Annotated in this window: 13 protein-coding genes; 8 read left to right on the top strand and 5 right to left on the bottom strand. The window is 40.9% G+C overall.

All coding sequences use genetic code 11. The features are described from left to right. The first annotated feature begins 68 nt into the window (after positions 1–68). From ftsY to rpoH, 4 genes are all read left to right on the top strand, one after another. The gene (ftsY, locus tag PS1M3_RS14725; protein ID WP_203985224.1) at positions 69–1,916 is read left to right on the top strand and encodes a signal recognition particle-docking protein FtsY; all 1,848 of its coding nucleotides are present in this window, start codon (positions 69–71) and stop codon (positions 1,914–1,916) included. Between the two features lie 85 nt (positions 1,917–2,001). Next, entirely contained in the window at positions 2,002–2,679 is a 678-nt protein-coding gene (gene ftsE, locus PS1M3_RS14720) for a cell division ATP-binding protein FtsE (RefSeq protein WP_006794808.1), read from the top strand. Continuing rightward, on the top strand, positions 2,676–3,662 hold the full coding sequence (gene ftsX, locus PS1M3_RS14715; protein WP_006794807.1) for a permease-like cell division protein FtsX: 987 nt from the start codon (positions 2,676–2,678) through the stop codon (positions 3,660–3,662). The genes ftsE and ftsX overlap by 4 nt, the downstream gene beginning before the upstream one ends. Positions 3,663–4,102: 440 nt before the next feature. Then, complete coding sequence (rpoH, locus tag PS1M3_RS14710) at positions 4,103–4,966, top strand: RNA polymerase sigma factor RpoH (protein WP_008128777.1); 864 nt, start codon at positions 4,103–4,105, stop codon at positions 4,964–4,966. Positions 4,967–5,077: 111 nt separating this feature from the next. Here the strand turns inward: rpoH and PS1M3_RS14705 are convergent, their stop codons facing one another. The 4 genes from PS1M3_RS14705 to gpmM all read right to left on the bottom strand — a co-directional run bounded on the left by PS1M3_RS14705 (position 5,078) and on the right by gpmM (position 9,876). Further along, positions 5,078–5,827: a divergent polysaccharide deacetylase family protein gene (locus PS1M3_RS14705; protein WP_010556638.1), complete on the bottom strand. Its 750-nt coding sequence runs from the start codon at positions 5,825–5,827 to the stop codon at positions 5,078–5,080. A gap of 79 nt (positions 5,828–5,906) precedes the next feature. Then, positions 5,907–7,154 carry a S41 family peptidase gene (locus tag PS1M3_RS14700; RefSeq protein ID WP_203985222.1) on the bottom strand — a complete coding sequence of 416 codons (1,248 nt, stop codon included), beginning with the start codon at positions 7,152–7,154 and terminating at the stop codon, positions 5,907–5,909. A 34-nt stretch (positions 7,155–7,188) separates the two neighbouring features. After that, positions 7,189–8,328: a murein hydrolase activator EnvC gene (locus tag PS1M3_RS14695; protein WP_203985220.1), complete on the bottom strand. Its 1,140-nt coding sequence runs from the start codon at positions 8,326–8,328 to the stop codon at positions 7,189–7,191. 3 nt (positions 8,329–8,331) lie between these two features. After that, a complete protein-coding gene (gene gpmM / locus PS1M3_RS14690) occupies positions 8,332–9,876 on the bottom strand; it encodes a 2,3-bisphosphoglycerate-independent phosphoglycerate mutase (RefSeq protein WP_203985218.1) in 1,545 nt (514 codons plus the stop codon). Positions 9,877–10,147: 271 nt separating this feature from the next. On the opposite strand from gpmM, the gene PS1M3_RS14685 reads away from it, so the two are divergent. Genes PS1M3_RS14685 through gpsA form a run of 4 tightly spaced genes read left to right on the top strand, consistent with a single transcriptional unit; the run spans position 10,148 to position 12,403 of the window. Next, the gene (locus tag PS1M3_RS14685) at positions 10,148–10,579 is read left to right on the top strand and encodes a rhodanese-like domain-containing protein (RefSeq protein ID WP_006794823.1); all 432 of its coding nucleotides are present in this window, start codon (positions 10,148–10,150) and stop codon (positions 10,577–10,579) included. A 32-nt stretch (positions 10,580–10,611) separates the two neighbouring features. After that, positions 10,612–10,869, top strand: coding sequence for a glutaredoxin 3 (grxC, locus tag PS1M3_RS14680; protein ID WP_006794822.1), 258 nt, complete (start codon positions 10,612–10,614; stop codon positions 10,867–10,869). 34 nt (positions 10,870–10,903) lie between these two features. Continuing rightward, positions 10,904–11,392, top strand: a complete 489-nt coding sequence (secB, locus tag PS1M3_RS14675) for a protein-export chaperone SecB (protein WP_006794821.1) — start codon at positions 10,904–10,906, stop codon at positions 11,390–11,392. A 3-nt stretch (positions 11,393–11,395) separates the two neighbouring features. Beyond that, entirely contained in the window at positions 11,396–12,403 is a 1,008-nt protein-coding gene (gene gpsA, locus PS1M3_RS14670) for an NAD(P)H-dependent glycerol-3-phosphate dehydrogenase (protein ID WP_010556635.1), read from the top strand. 73 nt (positions 12,404–12,476) lie between these two features. On the opposite strand, the gene trmL is transcribed toward gpsA, so the two are convergent. Continuing rightward, on the bottom strand, positions 12,477–12,941 hold the full coding sequence (trmL, locus tag PS1M3_RS14665) for a tRNA (uridine(34)/cytosine(34)/5-carboxymethylaminomethyluridine(34)-2'-O)-methyltransferase TrmL (protein WP_006794819.1): 465 nt from the start codon (positions 12,939–12,941) through the stop codon (positions 12,477–12,479). Positions 12,942–13,016: the final 75 nt, after the last annotated feature.

Raw genomic sequence — 13,016 nt, 5'->3', positions numbered from 1 at the left:
GTGTTGGCTCTTCCAAGCTATTTTCAAATTTTAGTTTATCAGATTTTTATAAGTGGTTATTAGCAAGTATGGCAAAAAAAAGTAAATTAATGTCTTGGCTCGGCTTTGGTAAGTCAGATAAAAAACAAGCCGAACAAAAAGCAGAGGCTGATAAACAACAAGCTTTAGCAGAGCAAGAAGCTAAACGCTTAGAAGAAGAACGCGTTGCCGCTGAAAAAGCCGAGCAAGAACGCGTTGCTGCAGAGCAAGCGGAAAAGTTAGCAATAGAACGAGCAAATGCTGAGCTGTTAGCAAAAGAACAAGCGGAAGCCGAGCAGCAGAGAGTGGAGCAACAAAATCGCCTTGCTGAGCAAGCTGAAGCGCAGCGTTTAGAACAAGAACGTGCTACAGCAGAGCAAGCAGAGGCCAAGCGTTTAGAGCAAGAACGTGCTGCGGCAGAGCAAGAACGTGCTGCAGCAGAGCAAGCAGAAGCCCAGCGCATAGAGCAAGAACGTATTGCAGCACAGCAAGCAGAAGCGCAGCGCATAGAACAAGAACGTGCTGCAGCACAGCAAGCAGAAGCGCAGCGCATAGAACAAGAACGTGCTGCAGCAGAGCAAGCAGAAGCGCAGCGTTTAGAGCAAGAACGCATTGCAGCAGAGCAAGCAGAAGCACAGCGCATAGAGCAAGAACGCATTGCAGCAGAGCAAGCAGAAGCGCAGCGCATAGAGCAAGAACGCATTGCAGCAGAGCAAGCAGAAGCACAGCGCATAGAGCTAGAACGTGCTGCAGCAGAGCAAGCTGAAACGCAGCGTTTAGAGCAAGAACGTGCTGCAGCAGAGCAAGCAGAAGCCCAGCGCATAGAGCAAGAACGCATTGCAGCAGAGCAAGCAGAAGCACAGCGCATAGAGCAAGCACGCATTGCAACAGAGCAAGCCGAAGTGCAGCGCTTAGAACAAGAACGTATTGCAGCAGAGCAAGCTAAGAAAGAAGAAAAACCTAAGAAAGAGGGCTTTTTTTCACGTCTTAAAAAAGGATTACTAAAAACCCGCGTTAATATTGGCGCAGGATTTTCGTCTATTTTTAGTGGTAAAAAAATAGATGATGACCTTTTTGAAGAGCTTGAAACTCAATTATTGACGGCTGATTTAGGCGTAGATACCACCATGAAGTTAATCGATAGATTAACGGACGGTGCAAATAGAAAGCAGCTTAAGGATGGCGATGCTTTATACGAGCTAATGAAGCAAGAAATGGCAGCGATGCTAAAGACTGCTGAACAGCCATTAACAATACCAGCAGAAAAAAAACCGTTTGTGATTTTAATGGTAGGCGTAAATGGGGTTGGTAAAACAACTACGATTGGTAAGCTAGCTAAGCAATTCCAAAATGAAGGTAAGTCGGTCATGCTTGCTGCGGGTGACACTTTTAGAGCCGCTGCGGTTGAACAACTTCAAGTATGGGGTGAGCGCAATAGTATTCCTGTTATAGCACAGCATACCGGCGCCGATAGTGCATCGGTGGTATTTGATGCTTTTCAGGCCGCAAAAGCGCGTAATGTAGATGTGTTAATTGCTGATACAGCGGGTCGTCTGCAAAATAAAGATAATTTGATGCAAGAGCTTGAGAAAATAGCTCGTGTAATGAAAAAAATAGATCCTGATGCACCGCACGAGGTGATGCTAACTATAGATGCAGGTACAGGGCAAAATGCGATTAGCCAAGTAAACTTGTTTAACCAATGTGTGGGTTTAACGGGTATTACTTTGTCAAAACTTGATGGTACAGCAAAGGGTGGAGTTATTTTTGCTGTAGCTGATAAGTTTAACATTCCAATTCGTTATATTGGTGTTGGTGAAGGTATTGATGATTTGCGTTCATTTAAAAGCGATGACTTTATTGATGCATTATTTAGCCAAGATGAGGACGACGCTTAATTTACCAAGAAGGGAGCTTGCTCCCTTTTTAATTGCGAGGAATACCAATTGCATTAACACTTTAATGAGGTTGGCATAATAAAAAATGATAAATTTTCAGCAAGTAAGTAAAACCTATCCAGGGGGGCATCGTGCCCTCGAAAAAGTTAATTTTCATATAAAACCTGGCGAATTGGCCTTTTTGACAGGCCATAGTGGTGCGGGTAAAAGTACACTTTTAAAGCTTATCAGCTTAATGGAACGTCCATCTGCTGGTAACGTATTTATTAATGGTGTTGATTTAAATAAAGTTAATTCGCGACAAATCCCTTATGCTCGCCGAGATATTGGTATTATTTTTCAAAACCATCGATTATTAGAACGATACACTGTATTTGATAATGTCGCGCTACCGCTGATCATCGAAGGAACTCATCGTAATCAAATCGCAAAGCGGGTTCATGGTGCGCTCGATAAAGTGGGTTTAATCGATAAAGTTAAATGCCATCCATCTATGTTGTCGGGTGGTGAGCAACAGCGAGTCGGTATTGCACGCGCTATTGTAAATTCTCCGCCAATTTTACTTGCCGATGAGCCAACGGGTAACTTAGATCCTGAACTCTCAATGGAAATACTTAAATTATTTGAAGACTTTAATAAGCATGGTACAACCGTACTTATTGCTACCCATGACTTAGGCCTTGTTGCACGCATGAAGTATAGGAGCTTAACGTTAAAGGATGGCAGAATGCTTGAAGATCCATTAGCGCAGGGGGCATTATGAGTTTACTGTTTAAAAGCCGCCAAAACAAAAACGAAAAACAAAAAAAATCATTTATTTCAAATGGCTACTTTTTTATCGTTAATATTTTTCGCCAAGGGATTCATAGCCTGGGTGAAATGTGGCGTACACCACTGGCATCTATGATGACAATTGCGGTACTTGGATTAAGCTTAACGCTTCCTGCCACACTTTACTTAGTGGTTAAAAATGTTCAGCAAGTTAGTAGTGGCTTTGAAGAGGCTAGTGAAATATCGTTATTTGTAAAACAAACAATGACGAAACAAGAAACAGCAACGCTAGTTAAGCGCCTAGCCTTATATCCTGAAGTAGAGAGTGTAACGTTTATTTCAAAACAGCAAGCGCTAAAAGAGTTTCAGGAGGTGTCAGGTTTTGGGCAAGCGCTAGAATATTTAGATAGCAACCCATTACCCGATGTTGTACTAGTTACGCCTACTAAGCGGCACCGCCAGCCTAATGCCGCCAAGGTACTTATGACTAAGTTAGAAGCGGAACGTGAGGTTGATTTTGGCAAACTTGATATAGCCTGGTTAGAGCGCTTAAATGCATTGCTTAGCTTGCTAAAAGAAAGTGTAATAACCATTACCTTATTATTATTAACGTCTGTAACTCTCATAATAGGTAATACTATTCGCCTATCGATTATGGATAAAAAAGAAGAAATACAAGTAATGAAACTTGTAGGTGCTACAAATACGTTTATACACGCACCATTTTTATGGACTGGTATTTGGTATGGCGTTATTGGTGGATTATTTGCTTTTATATCAGTTGCATTGATGATGTGGTGGCTTTCTTCAGCCGTAAACAGTGTGGCTGGTGTGTATCAAACTAACTTTTTACTCATTGGTTTAACGCTTAGCGAATTTGGCTTTTTAGTTTTACTTGCTACAAGTTTGGGGTTTGTTGGCTCTTACTTATCTGTAAATCGATACATTAAAGAAATAGAGCCAGACAAAGTGTAATACGCACCTATATAGCTCGCTGTTAATCAAGCGAGCTATATAGGTTATGCTATTGGCGCTTTATTCGCTTCAAAGTAAACTTTGTGAATATACATTTAACTTTATAAGCGTGTTTATCTCTTCCTCATTCGCGCAAGCTAATACAAGTGAACTAACTCAATGCTTAGCGCGTATGTTATTGGGTTGGGTTGTTCAGGTCCTATAAAAACTGTCACATTTATCTACTACCCTCCATATCAAGCTGAATTGTAAATAGAGTGAAAAGCTGGCGTTAATCACCCGCAATCCCTTAATTCATCGCTTATTCAGTCGCTTATAGTAGACTTCAATAACGCTAAAAAACCGCTTGATTTATACTTTAAAAAAGTTTTAAATTGGGGTTAGCACTCTTCAGGAAAGAGTGCTAAGATGGTTTCAAATGTTTATCACCGAGGTGAAAAATGAGTAAAGATTTATACGCAATGGCACTTACAGTTGGACAACAAAGCGCAAGCATGGATGGCTACCTTCAAGCGGTCAGCACAATCCCTATGCTTAAAGTTGAAGAAGAGCAAGAACTTGCTAAAAAACTTCAGGAAGAAGGCGATCTTAGTGCTGCAAAGCAACTCATTATGTCGCATTTGCGCTTTGTAGCGCACATAGCTAAAAGCTACTCGGGATACGGCTTGCCACAAGCTGACCTTATTCAAGAAGGCAATATAGGCCTGATGAAAGCGGTTAAACGTTTCGACCCAAGCGTGGGTGTTCGTTTAGTATCGTTTGCAGTGCATTGGATTAAAGCCGAAATACACGAATTTGTTCTTAAGAACTGGCGTATAGTTAAAGTAGCTACTACAAAAGCACAGCGTAAATTGTTTTTTAATCTTCGTAAAAATAAAAAGCGTTTAGGCTGGTTTAACCAAGCAGAGGTTAGCACTGTTGCTAGTGAGCTGGGTGTAAGCGAAAAAGAAGTGCGTGAAATGGAATCTCGTATGAGCGGTCAAGATATGGGCTTTGACTTAACGGGTGATGATAACGATGACGCACCAACAAGCACTTATTCACCGGTACAATATTTAACGGATGGTTCTGCTGATTTAGCTGATGACATTGAGCAGCAACAATGGCAAGAACAGTCTCATACTCGTTTGTTTAGTGCACTTAAAACACTAGATGAACGTTCACAAGACATTGTAAGTGCGCGCTGGTTGTCTGATGATAAAGCAACACTGCAAGAGCTTGCTGAAAAATACAGTGTATCTGCTGAGCGTGTTCGCCAGCTTGAAAAAACAGCAATGAAAAAGTTACAAAGCGCTATGAGCTGATACGTTCTAAAAGCGTAATATTTTTAAAAGCCCTGCATTAAAATGCAGGGCTTTTTTATTGAAAATTAATAATGTAGACAAGTATTCTAGGAAGTATCTTGTTTTATTTAATTATCGCGCGCTAATCGTTTTCCCTTGAGCTTGCGCTAACTGAATATATTTACGTTGTACTAACTGAGAAACAGGTACTAACTCATAGCCTTGTTGAGTAAGCTCAGGCAGGGCTTTACGTAAAAAAGCAATGGTCTCAGGATAAGGGTGAGCAATGGCAATGGCAAAATTGTGATCTGTTGCTTTTTGTTTAAGTTCATCGAGCCTAAACTGAAGTTGATCTGCTGTTGTTATGTTGTCCAAAAAAACATGGCGACCAATATTTTCAACCCCAAAAAAGTTTGCAGCATTTTGTGCCTGGCTTAAGCCAGTTGTTCGGCTATCTAAAAAGTACAACTCGCGCTTTTTAAGTACTTCCATTGTCCATTTCATGGCTTGGCTTTGCTGAGTTAATGCAGAGCCCATATGATTATTAACACCTCTAACTTGCGGTAAACTTGCTAGTGCTGTTCCTAGCGTTTGTTGAAGTTGAGCTTTGTCCATATCAAGAGTAAGCGCACCAGGCCCTAGTGCTTTGCCGTTAAGTGCCTGCATAGGCACATGTAAAAGCAGCTCTTTATTTGCTTTGCTAGCACGTGTTGCAAAAACTTGCGAATAGGGTGTGTGGGGCAAAATTGAATAGGTCAATTGCCCAGGTAAGGTTAAAAACTCTAAGTCTCTTTGGTGGTAGCCTATATCATCAATAACTATCGCTATTTGTTTAGCATTAGCGCTAAAGCAAGCAATACATACACTGAAAAAAAGCCACATCCGTATTTTTTTGTTAATAGTATTCACGTTTATAATTTTTATTATCTTTTTATGCCCAGTAACGCTCAAACAAAATAGATTACTGCATACTGAGTAATTGTTTTGCTTTAACTAACTGTAAATCAGCTAAGGTGTTAACAAGCTGGTGTTGATTATTTTTTACTTGCTCATTTTTTATTATAACGGCTTTATTGTTTTGTGGAAGTGTTGTTTGATTAATCGTCACATCGGGCTTTATTCCAACGCCATCTATTGATTCACCAGAAGGTGTAAAATACTTTGCGGTAGTGAGTTTTAAAGCGGTATTGCCATCACCTAATGGTATAAGTGATTGCACTGACCCTTTTCCAAAAGATTGGCTTCCAACCACTTTTGCCCTGTTGTTGTCTTTTAAGGCGCCGGCCAAAATTTCGGCCGCAGAGGCTGAATTTTCATTAATAAGTACAACAATTGAGGCGCCTTTGAGTATGTCGCCCCTTTTAGCATAAAAGGCTTGGTTAGCGTCAAAGTATCTGCCTTTCGTTGTTACTATAGTTCCGCTTTCTAAGAATAAATCAGAGACGGCAATCGCACTTTTAAGGGTGCCTCCGGGGTTGTCACGTAAATCAATTACAAGCCCTAATAATGGATAATCATAATTATTTTGCATCGCTGCAATTTGCAGTGCAACTTCGTGTAGTGTGTGATTAGAAAAACTATTAATAGCTAAATAGCCAATGCCGGACTCTAAAACTTTACTGGTTACACTCTCTAATTGTATTTGCGTACGAGCTACGTTAAATGACAAAACTTCTGGGCTTTCATTTCGCTTAACGGTGAGATTAATTGTTGTAAATTTATTTTCTTTTATTAAAGTTGCGACTTCGCTAACGCTGAGCAAATTGACCGTTTTTTGATTAACACTAACAATAATATCGCCAGCTAAAATACCTGCTTCTTTCGCTGGTGAGTTATTTACCACGTTAACTATTTTTATGTCAGTATCGACCTTTTTTACTTCAATACCTAAGCCCGTATATTGGCCATTGGTATTATCAAATAAGGCATCGAGCTCGTGTTCGTTAAGGTATTTAGAGTAGGGGTCTAGCTTTGAGTATAAGCGCTCAAACTGTTTGTTGTTGTATTGCACATAATGGCTGTTTTGAAGATCTAAATCATCAACATAATAGGCGTGTATGTTAAATAAAATTTCATCTATTTGTTGGCTTTTAAGGTTTTTTACTGAGCTGGCAAATGCATTGTTAAGTACTAAAGTAAAGGTGAATAAAAGCAGGCTGAAAACATAGCCTGCTTTTTTAAATGCGGGTATTACATTGTTGTTTTTCATCAGCTACTCCTCAGCGGAGCAGCGGTTTATTCAATTAAATACGTCTGCACCATTTTACGGGATTTACTGCGCGTCCTTTGTGTCGTATTTCAAAGTATAGACCAGAACTTGCCTGTCCGCCGCTTTGGCCAACCAACGCTAAAGTTTCGCCTTGGCGTACCAAGTCACCTACGTCTCTCAGTAGTGTTTGTGCATGGCCGTATAGGCTCATAAATCCTTCACCATGATCGACTACAATTACCCAGCCATAACCTTTTAACCAATCTGCAAATACAACTTGGCCATTGTGCACGCTATTAACATTTTCGCCTTCTTTAGCGCCAATTAGCACGCCTTTCCAATCAATGCCGCCATGTTTTCGTTGGCCAAATTTGTGTTTTAACTTACCTTTACTAGGCCAGTTTAATTTGCCTTTATTTTTATTGAGGCCAAGTAATTCTATTTTTTTTGTTTTTTCTTTTTCTAATTCTTCAATTGTATTAACAAGGGTTTGTTGGTTTTCTTTTAAGTAATCGATTGAGCTTTTAGTACTCGTAAGCTGAACTTGAAGATTCCTAAGGTTAGCTTGACGTTCACTTTGTGCATTTACTAAGGCTGTTTGACGCCTTTTTTGCTCGTTGTATAAAGCTAAAAGCTTTTCTTTTGTTTTATTGAGTGCAACTTGGTTTAACGCGATTTGTTGTTTAAGTTCTTTTAATTCTTCTATCTGTTCAATTCGTGCTTTGTTTAGGTAATTATAATAGCTAAGTGTTCGCTCAAATTGCGCTGTGTTTTCTTGATTCAGCAACATTTTAGAGTAGTCATCACCACCTGCCATGTAAGCGCTTTTAAGTTGCGCTCCTAAAATACGTTGAAATTCGATGTGTTTTTTATCGAGTTCATCAGCTTTTTTTTGTTGTTGATTTTGCTGTTGTTGGGTTTCTTTAACAGACTGCTCAGCCATATTGAGTGCTTTAGCGTTTTTAGCTATTTCAAGCTCATGGCTTTTAAGATTTTTTTGAAGTTGAGATATTTTTTTTCGTTGTTGATTATACTCAGATTGGCTTTGTTCAAGTGCTTGTTTCACTTGTGAGAGATCTTTTTTAGTGCGATCTTCATTGGCAGCTGCTGATGCAGCCACCAATGAGGCGAGTATTAAGCCGCACTTAAAGTATCGGTTAACACGTTTAATCATGGGTTATTTCAACGTCATGATGGGTGTGCCAGTCATTTCACTTGGCTGCTCCATGCCCATTAAGTGCAGCATAGTAGGGGCAACATCGCTTAATGCTTTACCTTCAGATGGTGTCGCATCGCGACCAACATAAATAAAGGGCACCGGTTCACTTGTATGCGCGGTATGTGCTTGGCCCGTTTTAAGGTTAGCCATTTGTTCTGCATTACCATGATCGGCTGTGATCAACGCTTCACCGCCAAATTCGTTCAATGCATCAACTACACGGCCAATACAGGTGTCAACGGCTTCACAAGCTTTTACAGCGGCATCAAATACACCTGAGTGGCCAACCATATCGCCATTGGGGTAATTACATATAATGGCGTCGTATTTCCCGCTTTTAATTGCTTCTATGAGCTTATCGGTTAGCATTTCTGAGTTCATTTCAGGTTGCAAGTCGTAGGTAGCCACTTGCGGTGAAGGGATTAATTCACGCGTTTCACCTTCAAATTCGTCCTCACGTCCGCCGCTAAAAAAGAAGGTAACGTGTGCGTATTTTTCTGTTTCAGAAATACGCAGTTGTGTTTTCCCTTGTTTTTCAAGCCACTCCCCTAATACATTAGTAAGAGGAGTTGGGCCAAATGCAACGGGTGCGTCTATATCGGCTGCATATTCTGTCATCATAACAAATGCGCTGAGAGCGGGGGATTTTTTCTTGGTAAAGCCATCAAACTCAGGCTCTACAAAGGCGCGTGTAATTTCTCGTGCTCGGTCTGCCCTAAAGTTTGCAAAAATAACGGTGTCGCCATCATTAATTTGCGCTGCTTCTCTACCTGCTGGTGTAATGGTTGTAGGAGCAACAAACTCATCGTTTTCGTCGCGCTCATAAGCTGCATTTAATGCGGTTACGCCATCGCTGTAGTTAAACTCTCCAATGCCAGAGGTCATTACGTCATAGGCTTTTTCTACACGATTCCAGCGGTTATCTCTATCCATTGCATAATAACGACCAACGAGTGTTGCTAGCCGACCACATTCAAGTTTTGCAAACAACGCTTCTATACGTTCAATCGATTCTTTGGCACTACGGGGTGGTGTATCACGACCATCCAAAAATGCATGAAAATAGACTTCCTTAGCACCGCGTTTTGCAGCCAGCTCTATGCTTGCAACAATGTGATCTTCATGACTATGAACGCCACCCGGGCTCAATAACCCCATAACATGAACGGCTTTGCCGGCATTAACTGCTTTATCAATGTTTTCAACAAGTGCAGGGGTTGAGTCAAATTCACCGTCATTTATTGCTTTTGTAATTCGAGTAAAGTCTTGGTATACAACACGTCCTGCACCTAAATTAACATGCCCAACTTCAGAATTACCCATTTGTCCATCAGGAAGACCTACATCAAAACCAGATGCTGAAATTAATGTGCGAGGGCGAGATGCCCATAAGTTATCTAACACGGGGGTATTCGCTGCTAGTATTGCATTGCTTTGCTCGTCTTCACGATATCCCCAACCGTCTAAAATCATTAATACCAGTGGTTTTTTATGTTCAGTCATAGTCACTCCTAAAAGTTAGCACCTGTTTTGCTTTAGCATACCGTGTTTTGTTACTTGAATCAGCATACAAAACAGCATATTAATTTTTTTCACTTAATTGAATATCGTATTGATGCTGATGTGCGGTTAATAACATTTATATGGGGTGTTTTTCCTCCTTTTAAACTCTGTGTAAACTCGCATTTTAAGTTGGTTTGGGTATACTTGCGTGGCTAAAGTCTAAAATGTCTAAAACATTGCGTTTTAGGATGTAATTTATAGTGGAAGTCGAATGGATCAATATATTGAATTTATAAGCAATCACCCTATTTTAAGCCTTGCTTGGGTTGGTATTGTTTTTCTTATTGTCAGTGGTTGGATAAAAAGTAAATTTTCAGCTATTCGTCAAATAAACCCTCAGCAACTAACGCTACTTATTAATCGTGAAGATGGTCAAGTAGTGGATATGCGAGCACAAAAAGAGTTTACGTCTGGCCGTATTTCGGGTGCTGAACACTTAAGCCCTGAAAATGCAAAAAAATCTGACTTTTCAGGCCTTGAAAAGTACAAGACTAAACCCATTATATTGGTATGTACTACAGGTATGACAGCCCAAGGCACGGCCACAGCAATGCATAAAGCTGGTTTTGAACAGGTTTATGTATTAGCGGGCGGAATGGGTGCATGGCAATCTGCTAGCTTACCAACGATAACAGGTCGCTAATCTCGTTTAGCTAAACCGATAGAGGATTTATTATGAGTAACGTTGTTTTATACACCAAGGCATATTGTCCATTTTGTCAGCGAGCTATGGCGCTTTTAAAAAGCAAAGGCGTTGAATTCACTAATTTTGATATTGGTGTACAACCTGAACTTCGCGATGAAATGATTACTAAAGCCGGTGGCGCAAGCACTGTACCGCAAATTTTTATTAATGATGAACATATCGGTGGCTGTGACGACATGATGGCTATTGAGGCTCAAGGTAAACTTGACGCTAAGCTTAACGCTTAATTTAATTATAATAACGAACAAGTTAGGAATAACAATGAACGAAGAAACTCAAAACGCAGCAGCGGCACAAGACGCAGGCGCACAATTTACTATTCAACGTATTTACACTAAAGACGTGTCGTTTGAAACGCCAAACTCTCCGGCAATTTTTCAAAAAGAATGGACGCCAGAAGTTAAGCTAGACCTAGATACTCGCTCTAACAAGTTGGACGAAGGTGTATTTGAAGTTGTTTTAGCATTAACTGTGACAGCATCAATTGGCGAAGAAACTGCGTTTTTATGTGAAATTCAACAAGCGGGTATTTTTACTATTGCAGAGGTTGAAGAAGTACAGCTTGCTCATATGCTAGGTGCATTTTGTCCTAACGTATTGTTCCCATATGCACGTGAAGCGGTATCTAACCTAGTTAACCGTGGCACTTTCCCACAGTTAAACCTTGCGCCAGTAAACTTTGACGCATTGTTTGCACAGTATATGCAACAACGTACTGCGCAAGCTGACCAGGTTACAGCAGACGCATAACTTATGAGTACAGCAACTTCAGCTGTTACTGTATTGGGGGCGGGGTCTTATGGCACCGCCCTTGCTATTTGTTTAGCCCGAAATGGTCATAAAGTGACGCTTTGGGGACGCAATAGCGACGACGTTGCTACGCTTGCAGCTGAGCGGAAAAATCAACGTTACTTACCAGATGCACCCTTCCCAGACACTCTAGTACTAGAAGCCGATTTACAACGTGCCGTTGCATGTAGCGCTATTGTGCTTGTTGTTGTGCCAAGCCATGCATTTGGCGACACACTTGCGCAAATAAAACCTGCATTGCAAATCGATGCTAAAGTCGCGTGGGCGACTAAAGGCCTTGAGCCAAATACAGGGCGTTTATTACAAGAAGTTGCACAGCAAGAGCTGGGTGATGAAATCGCACTTGCGGTGCTTTCGGGTCCTACATTTGCGAAAGAAATGGCAATGGGTTCACCAACAGCTATTTCTGTTTCGTCTACCTCACCTGAGTTTGCACAACAATTGGCTGATTTACTGCATTGTGGTCGTTCATTTCGAGTGTATAACAATGACGATTTTATTGGCATACAGCTTGGTGGTGCGGTTAAAAACGTAATTGCTATTGGCGCGGGTATTTCTGATGGTGTAGGTTTTGGAGCCAATGCTCGCACAGCCTTGATCACACGAGGTCTTGCAGAGCTGACTCGGTTAGGTTGCGCTCTAGGCGCAAAGCCAGAAACCTTTATGGGAATGGCAGGCCTTGGCGATTTAATTTTAACCTGTACCGATAACCAATCACGCAATCGTCGTTTTGGTTTAGCACTGGGTAAAGGTGAAAGTGTTGAAACTGCAATTGAGTCGATAGGCCAAGTAGTCGAGGGCTTTAGAAACACCAAAGAGGTGTATTTACTTGCCCAGCGTGCAGGCGTTGAAATGCCTATCACTGAACAGATTTACAAAGTACTTTATGAAAATAAAGATATGAAAGCCGCTGCTATGGCATTGTTAGGTAGAGAGCAACGATCAGAATAGCACTCACTACTGTGATAATAACTAAAAAAACCGACATCATGTCGGTTTTTTGTTAGCTTTAATAATACGCGTATCATTGCGCGTTAGGAAAGCCCAACTGTCGCCATGATTCGTAAACAAATACAGCGACTGCATTTGAAAGGTTCATGCTTCGGCTATTTGGTTGCATTGGGATGCGTACACGCTGCTCGTTTGGTAGAGCTTGAATCATCTCATCGGGTAGTCCGCGTGTTTCTGGACCAAATACTAGGCAGTCGCCGGCTTCGTAACGTGCCTCATGATGAAATTGGCTGCCTTTGGTTGTACAAGCATACACTTTTTTCGGTTTACACTTTTCAAGATACGCTTCAAATGACGCATGACGCTGAACATGGCTGAATTCATGGTAATCAAGGCCTGCACGCTTTACACGTTTGTCGTCCCACTCAAACCCTAAAGGCTCAATTAAATGCAGCGAAAAGCCGGTATTTGCACAAAGGCGGATAATATTCCCTGTGTTTGGTGGAATTTCAGGTTGGTATAAAACAATATCCAGCATAATTAGCCTTTTAATAATGGTATTTGACGAAAGCAGTATACACGAAACCCTTAAAAAAAATGATATACTCAAGGT

The sequence above is a fragment of the Pseudoalteromonas sp. PS1M3 genome (assembly GCF_016865405.1).
GTDB classification, from domain to species: domain Bacteria; phylum Pseudomonadota; class Gammaproteobacteria; order Enterobacterales; family Alteromonadaceae; genus Pseudoalteromonas; species Pseudoalteromonas marina.
This window is presented reverse-complemented; position numbering and strand designations above follow the sequence as displayed.

Coding starts and splice junctions, on each gene's coding strand:
- gpmM (WP_203985218.1), bottom strand. CDS start 9,876: ATGACTGAACATAAAAAACCACTGGTATTAATGATTTTAGACGGTTGG.
- trmL (WP_006794819.1), bottom strand. CDS start 12,941: ATGCTGGATATTGTTTTATACCAACCTGAAATTCCACCAAACACAGGG.
- secB (WP_006794821.1), top strand. CDS start 10,904: ATGAACGAAGAAACTCAAAACGCAGCAGCGGCACAAGACGCAGGCGCA.
- PS1M3_RS14695 (WP_203985220.1), bottom strand. CDS start 8,328: ATGATTAAACGTGTTAACCGATACTTTAAGTGCGGCTTAATACTCGCC.
- PS1M3_RS14700 (WP_203985222.1), bottom strand. CDS start 7,154: ATGAAAAACAACAATGTAATACCCGCATTTAAAAAAGCAGGCTATGTT.
- gpsA (WP_010556635.1), top strand. CDS start 11,396: ATGAGTACAGCAACTTCAGCTGTTACTGTATTGGGGGCGGGGTCTTAT.
- ftsY (WP_203985224.1), top strand. CDS start 69: ATGGCAAAAAAAAGTAAATTAATGTCTTGGCTCGGCTTTGGTAAGTCA.
- ftsE (WP_006794808.1), top strand. CDS start 2,002: ATGATAAATTTTCAGCAAGTAAGTAAAACCTATCCAGGGGGGCATCGT.
- PS1M3_RS14685 (WP_006794823.1), top strand. CDS start 10,148: ATGGATCAATATATTGAATTTATAAGCAATCACCCTATTTTAAGCCTT.
- rpoH (WP_008128777.1), top strand. CDS start 4,103: ATGAGTAAAGATTTATACGCAATGGCACTTACAGTTGGACAACAAAGC.
- ftsX (WP_006794807.1), top strand. CDS start 2,676: ATGAGTTTACTGTTTAAAAGCCGCCAAAACAAAAACGAAAAACAAAAA.
- PS1M3_RS14705 (WP_010556638.1), bottom strand. CDS start 5,827: ATGTGGCTTTTTTTCAGTGTATGTATTGCTTGCTTTAGCGCTAATGCT.
- grxC (WP_006794822.1), top strand. CDS start 10,612: ATGAGTAACGTTGTTTTATACACCAAGGCATATTGTCCATTTTGTCAG.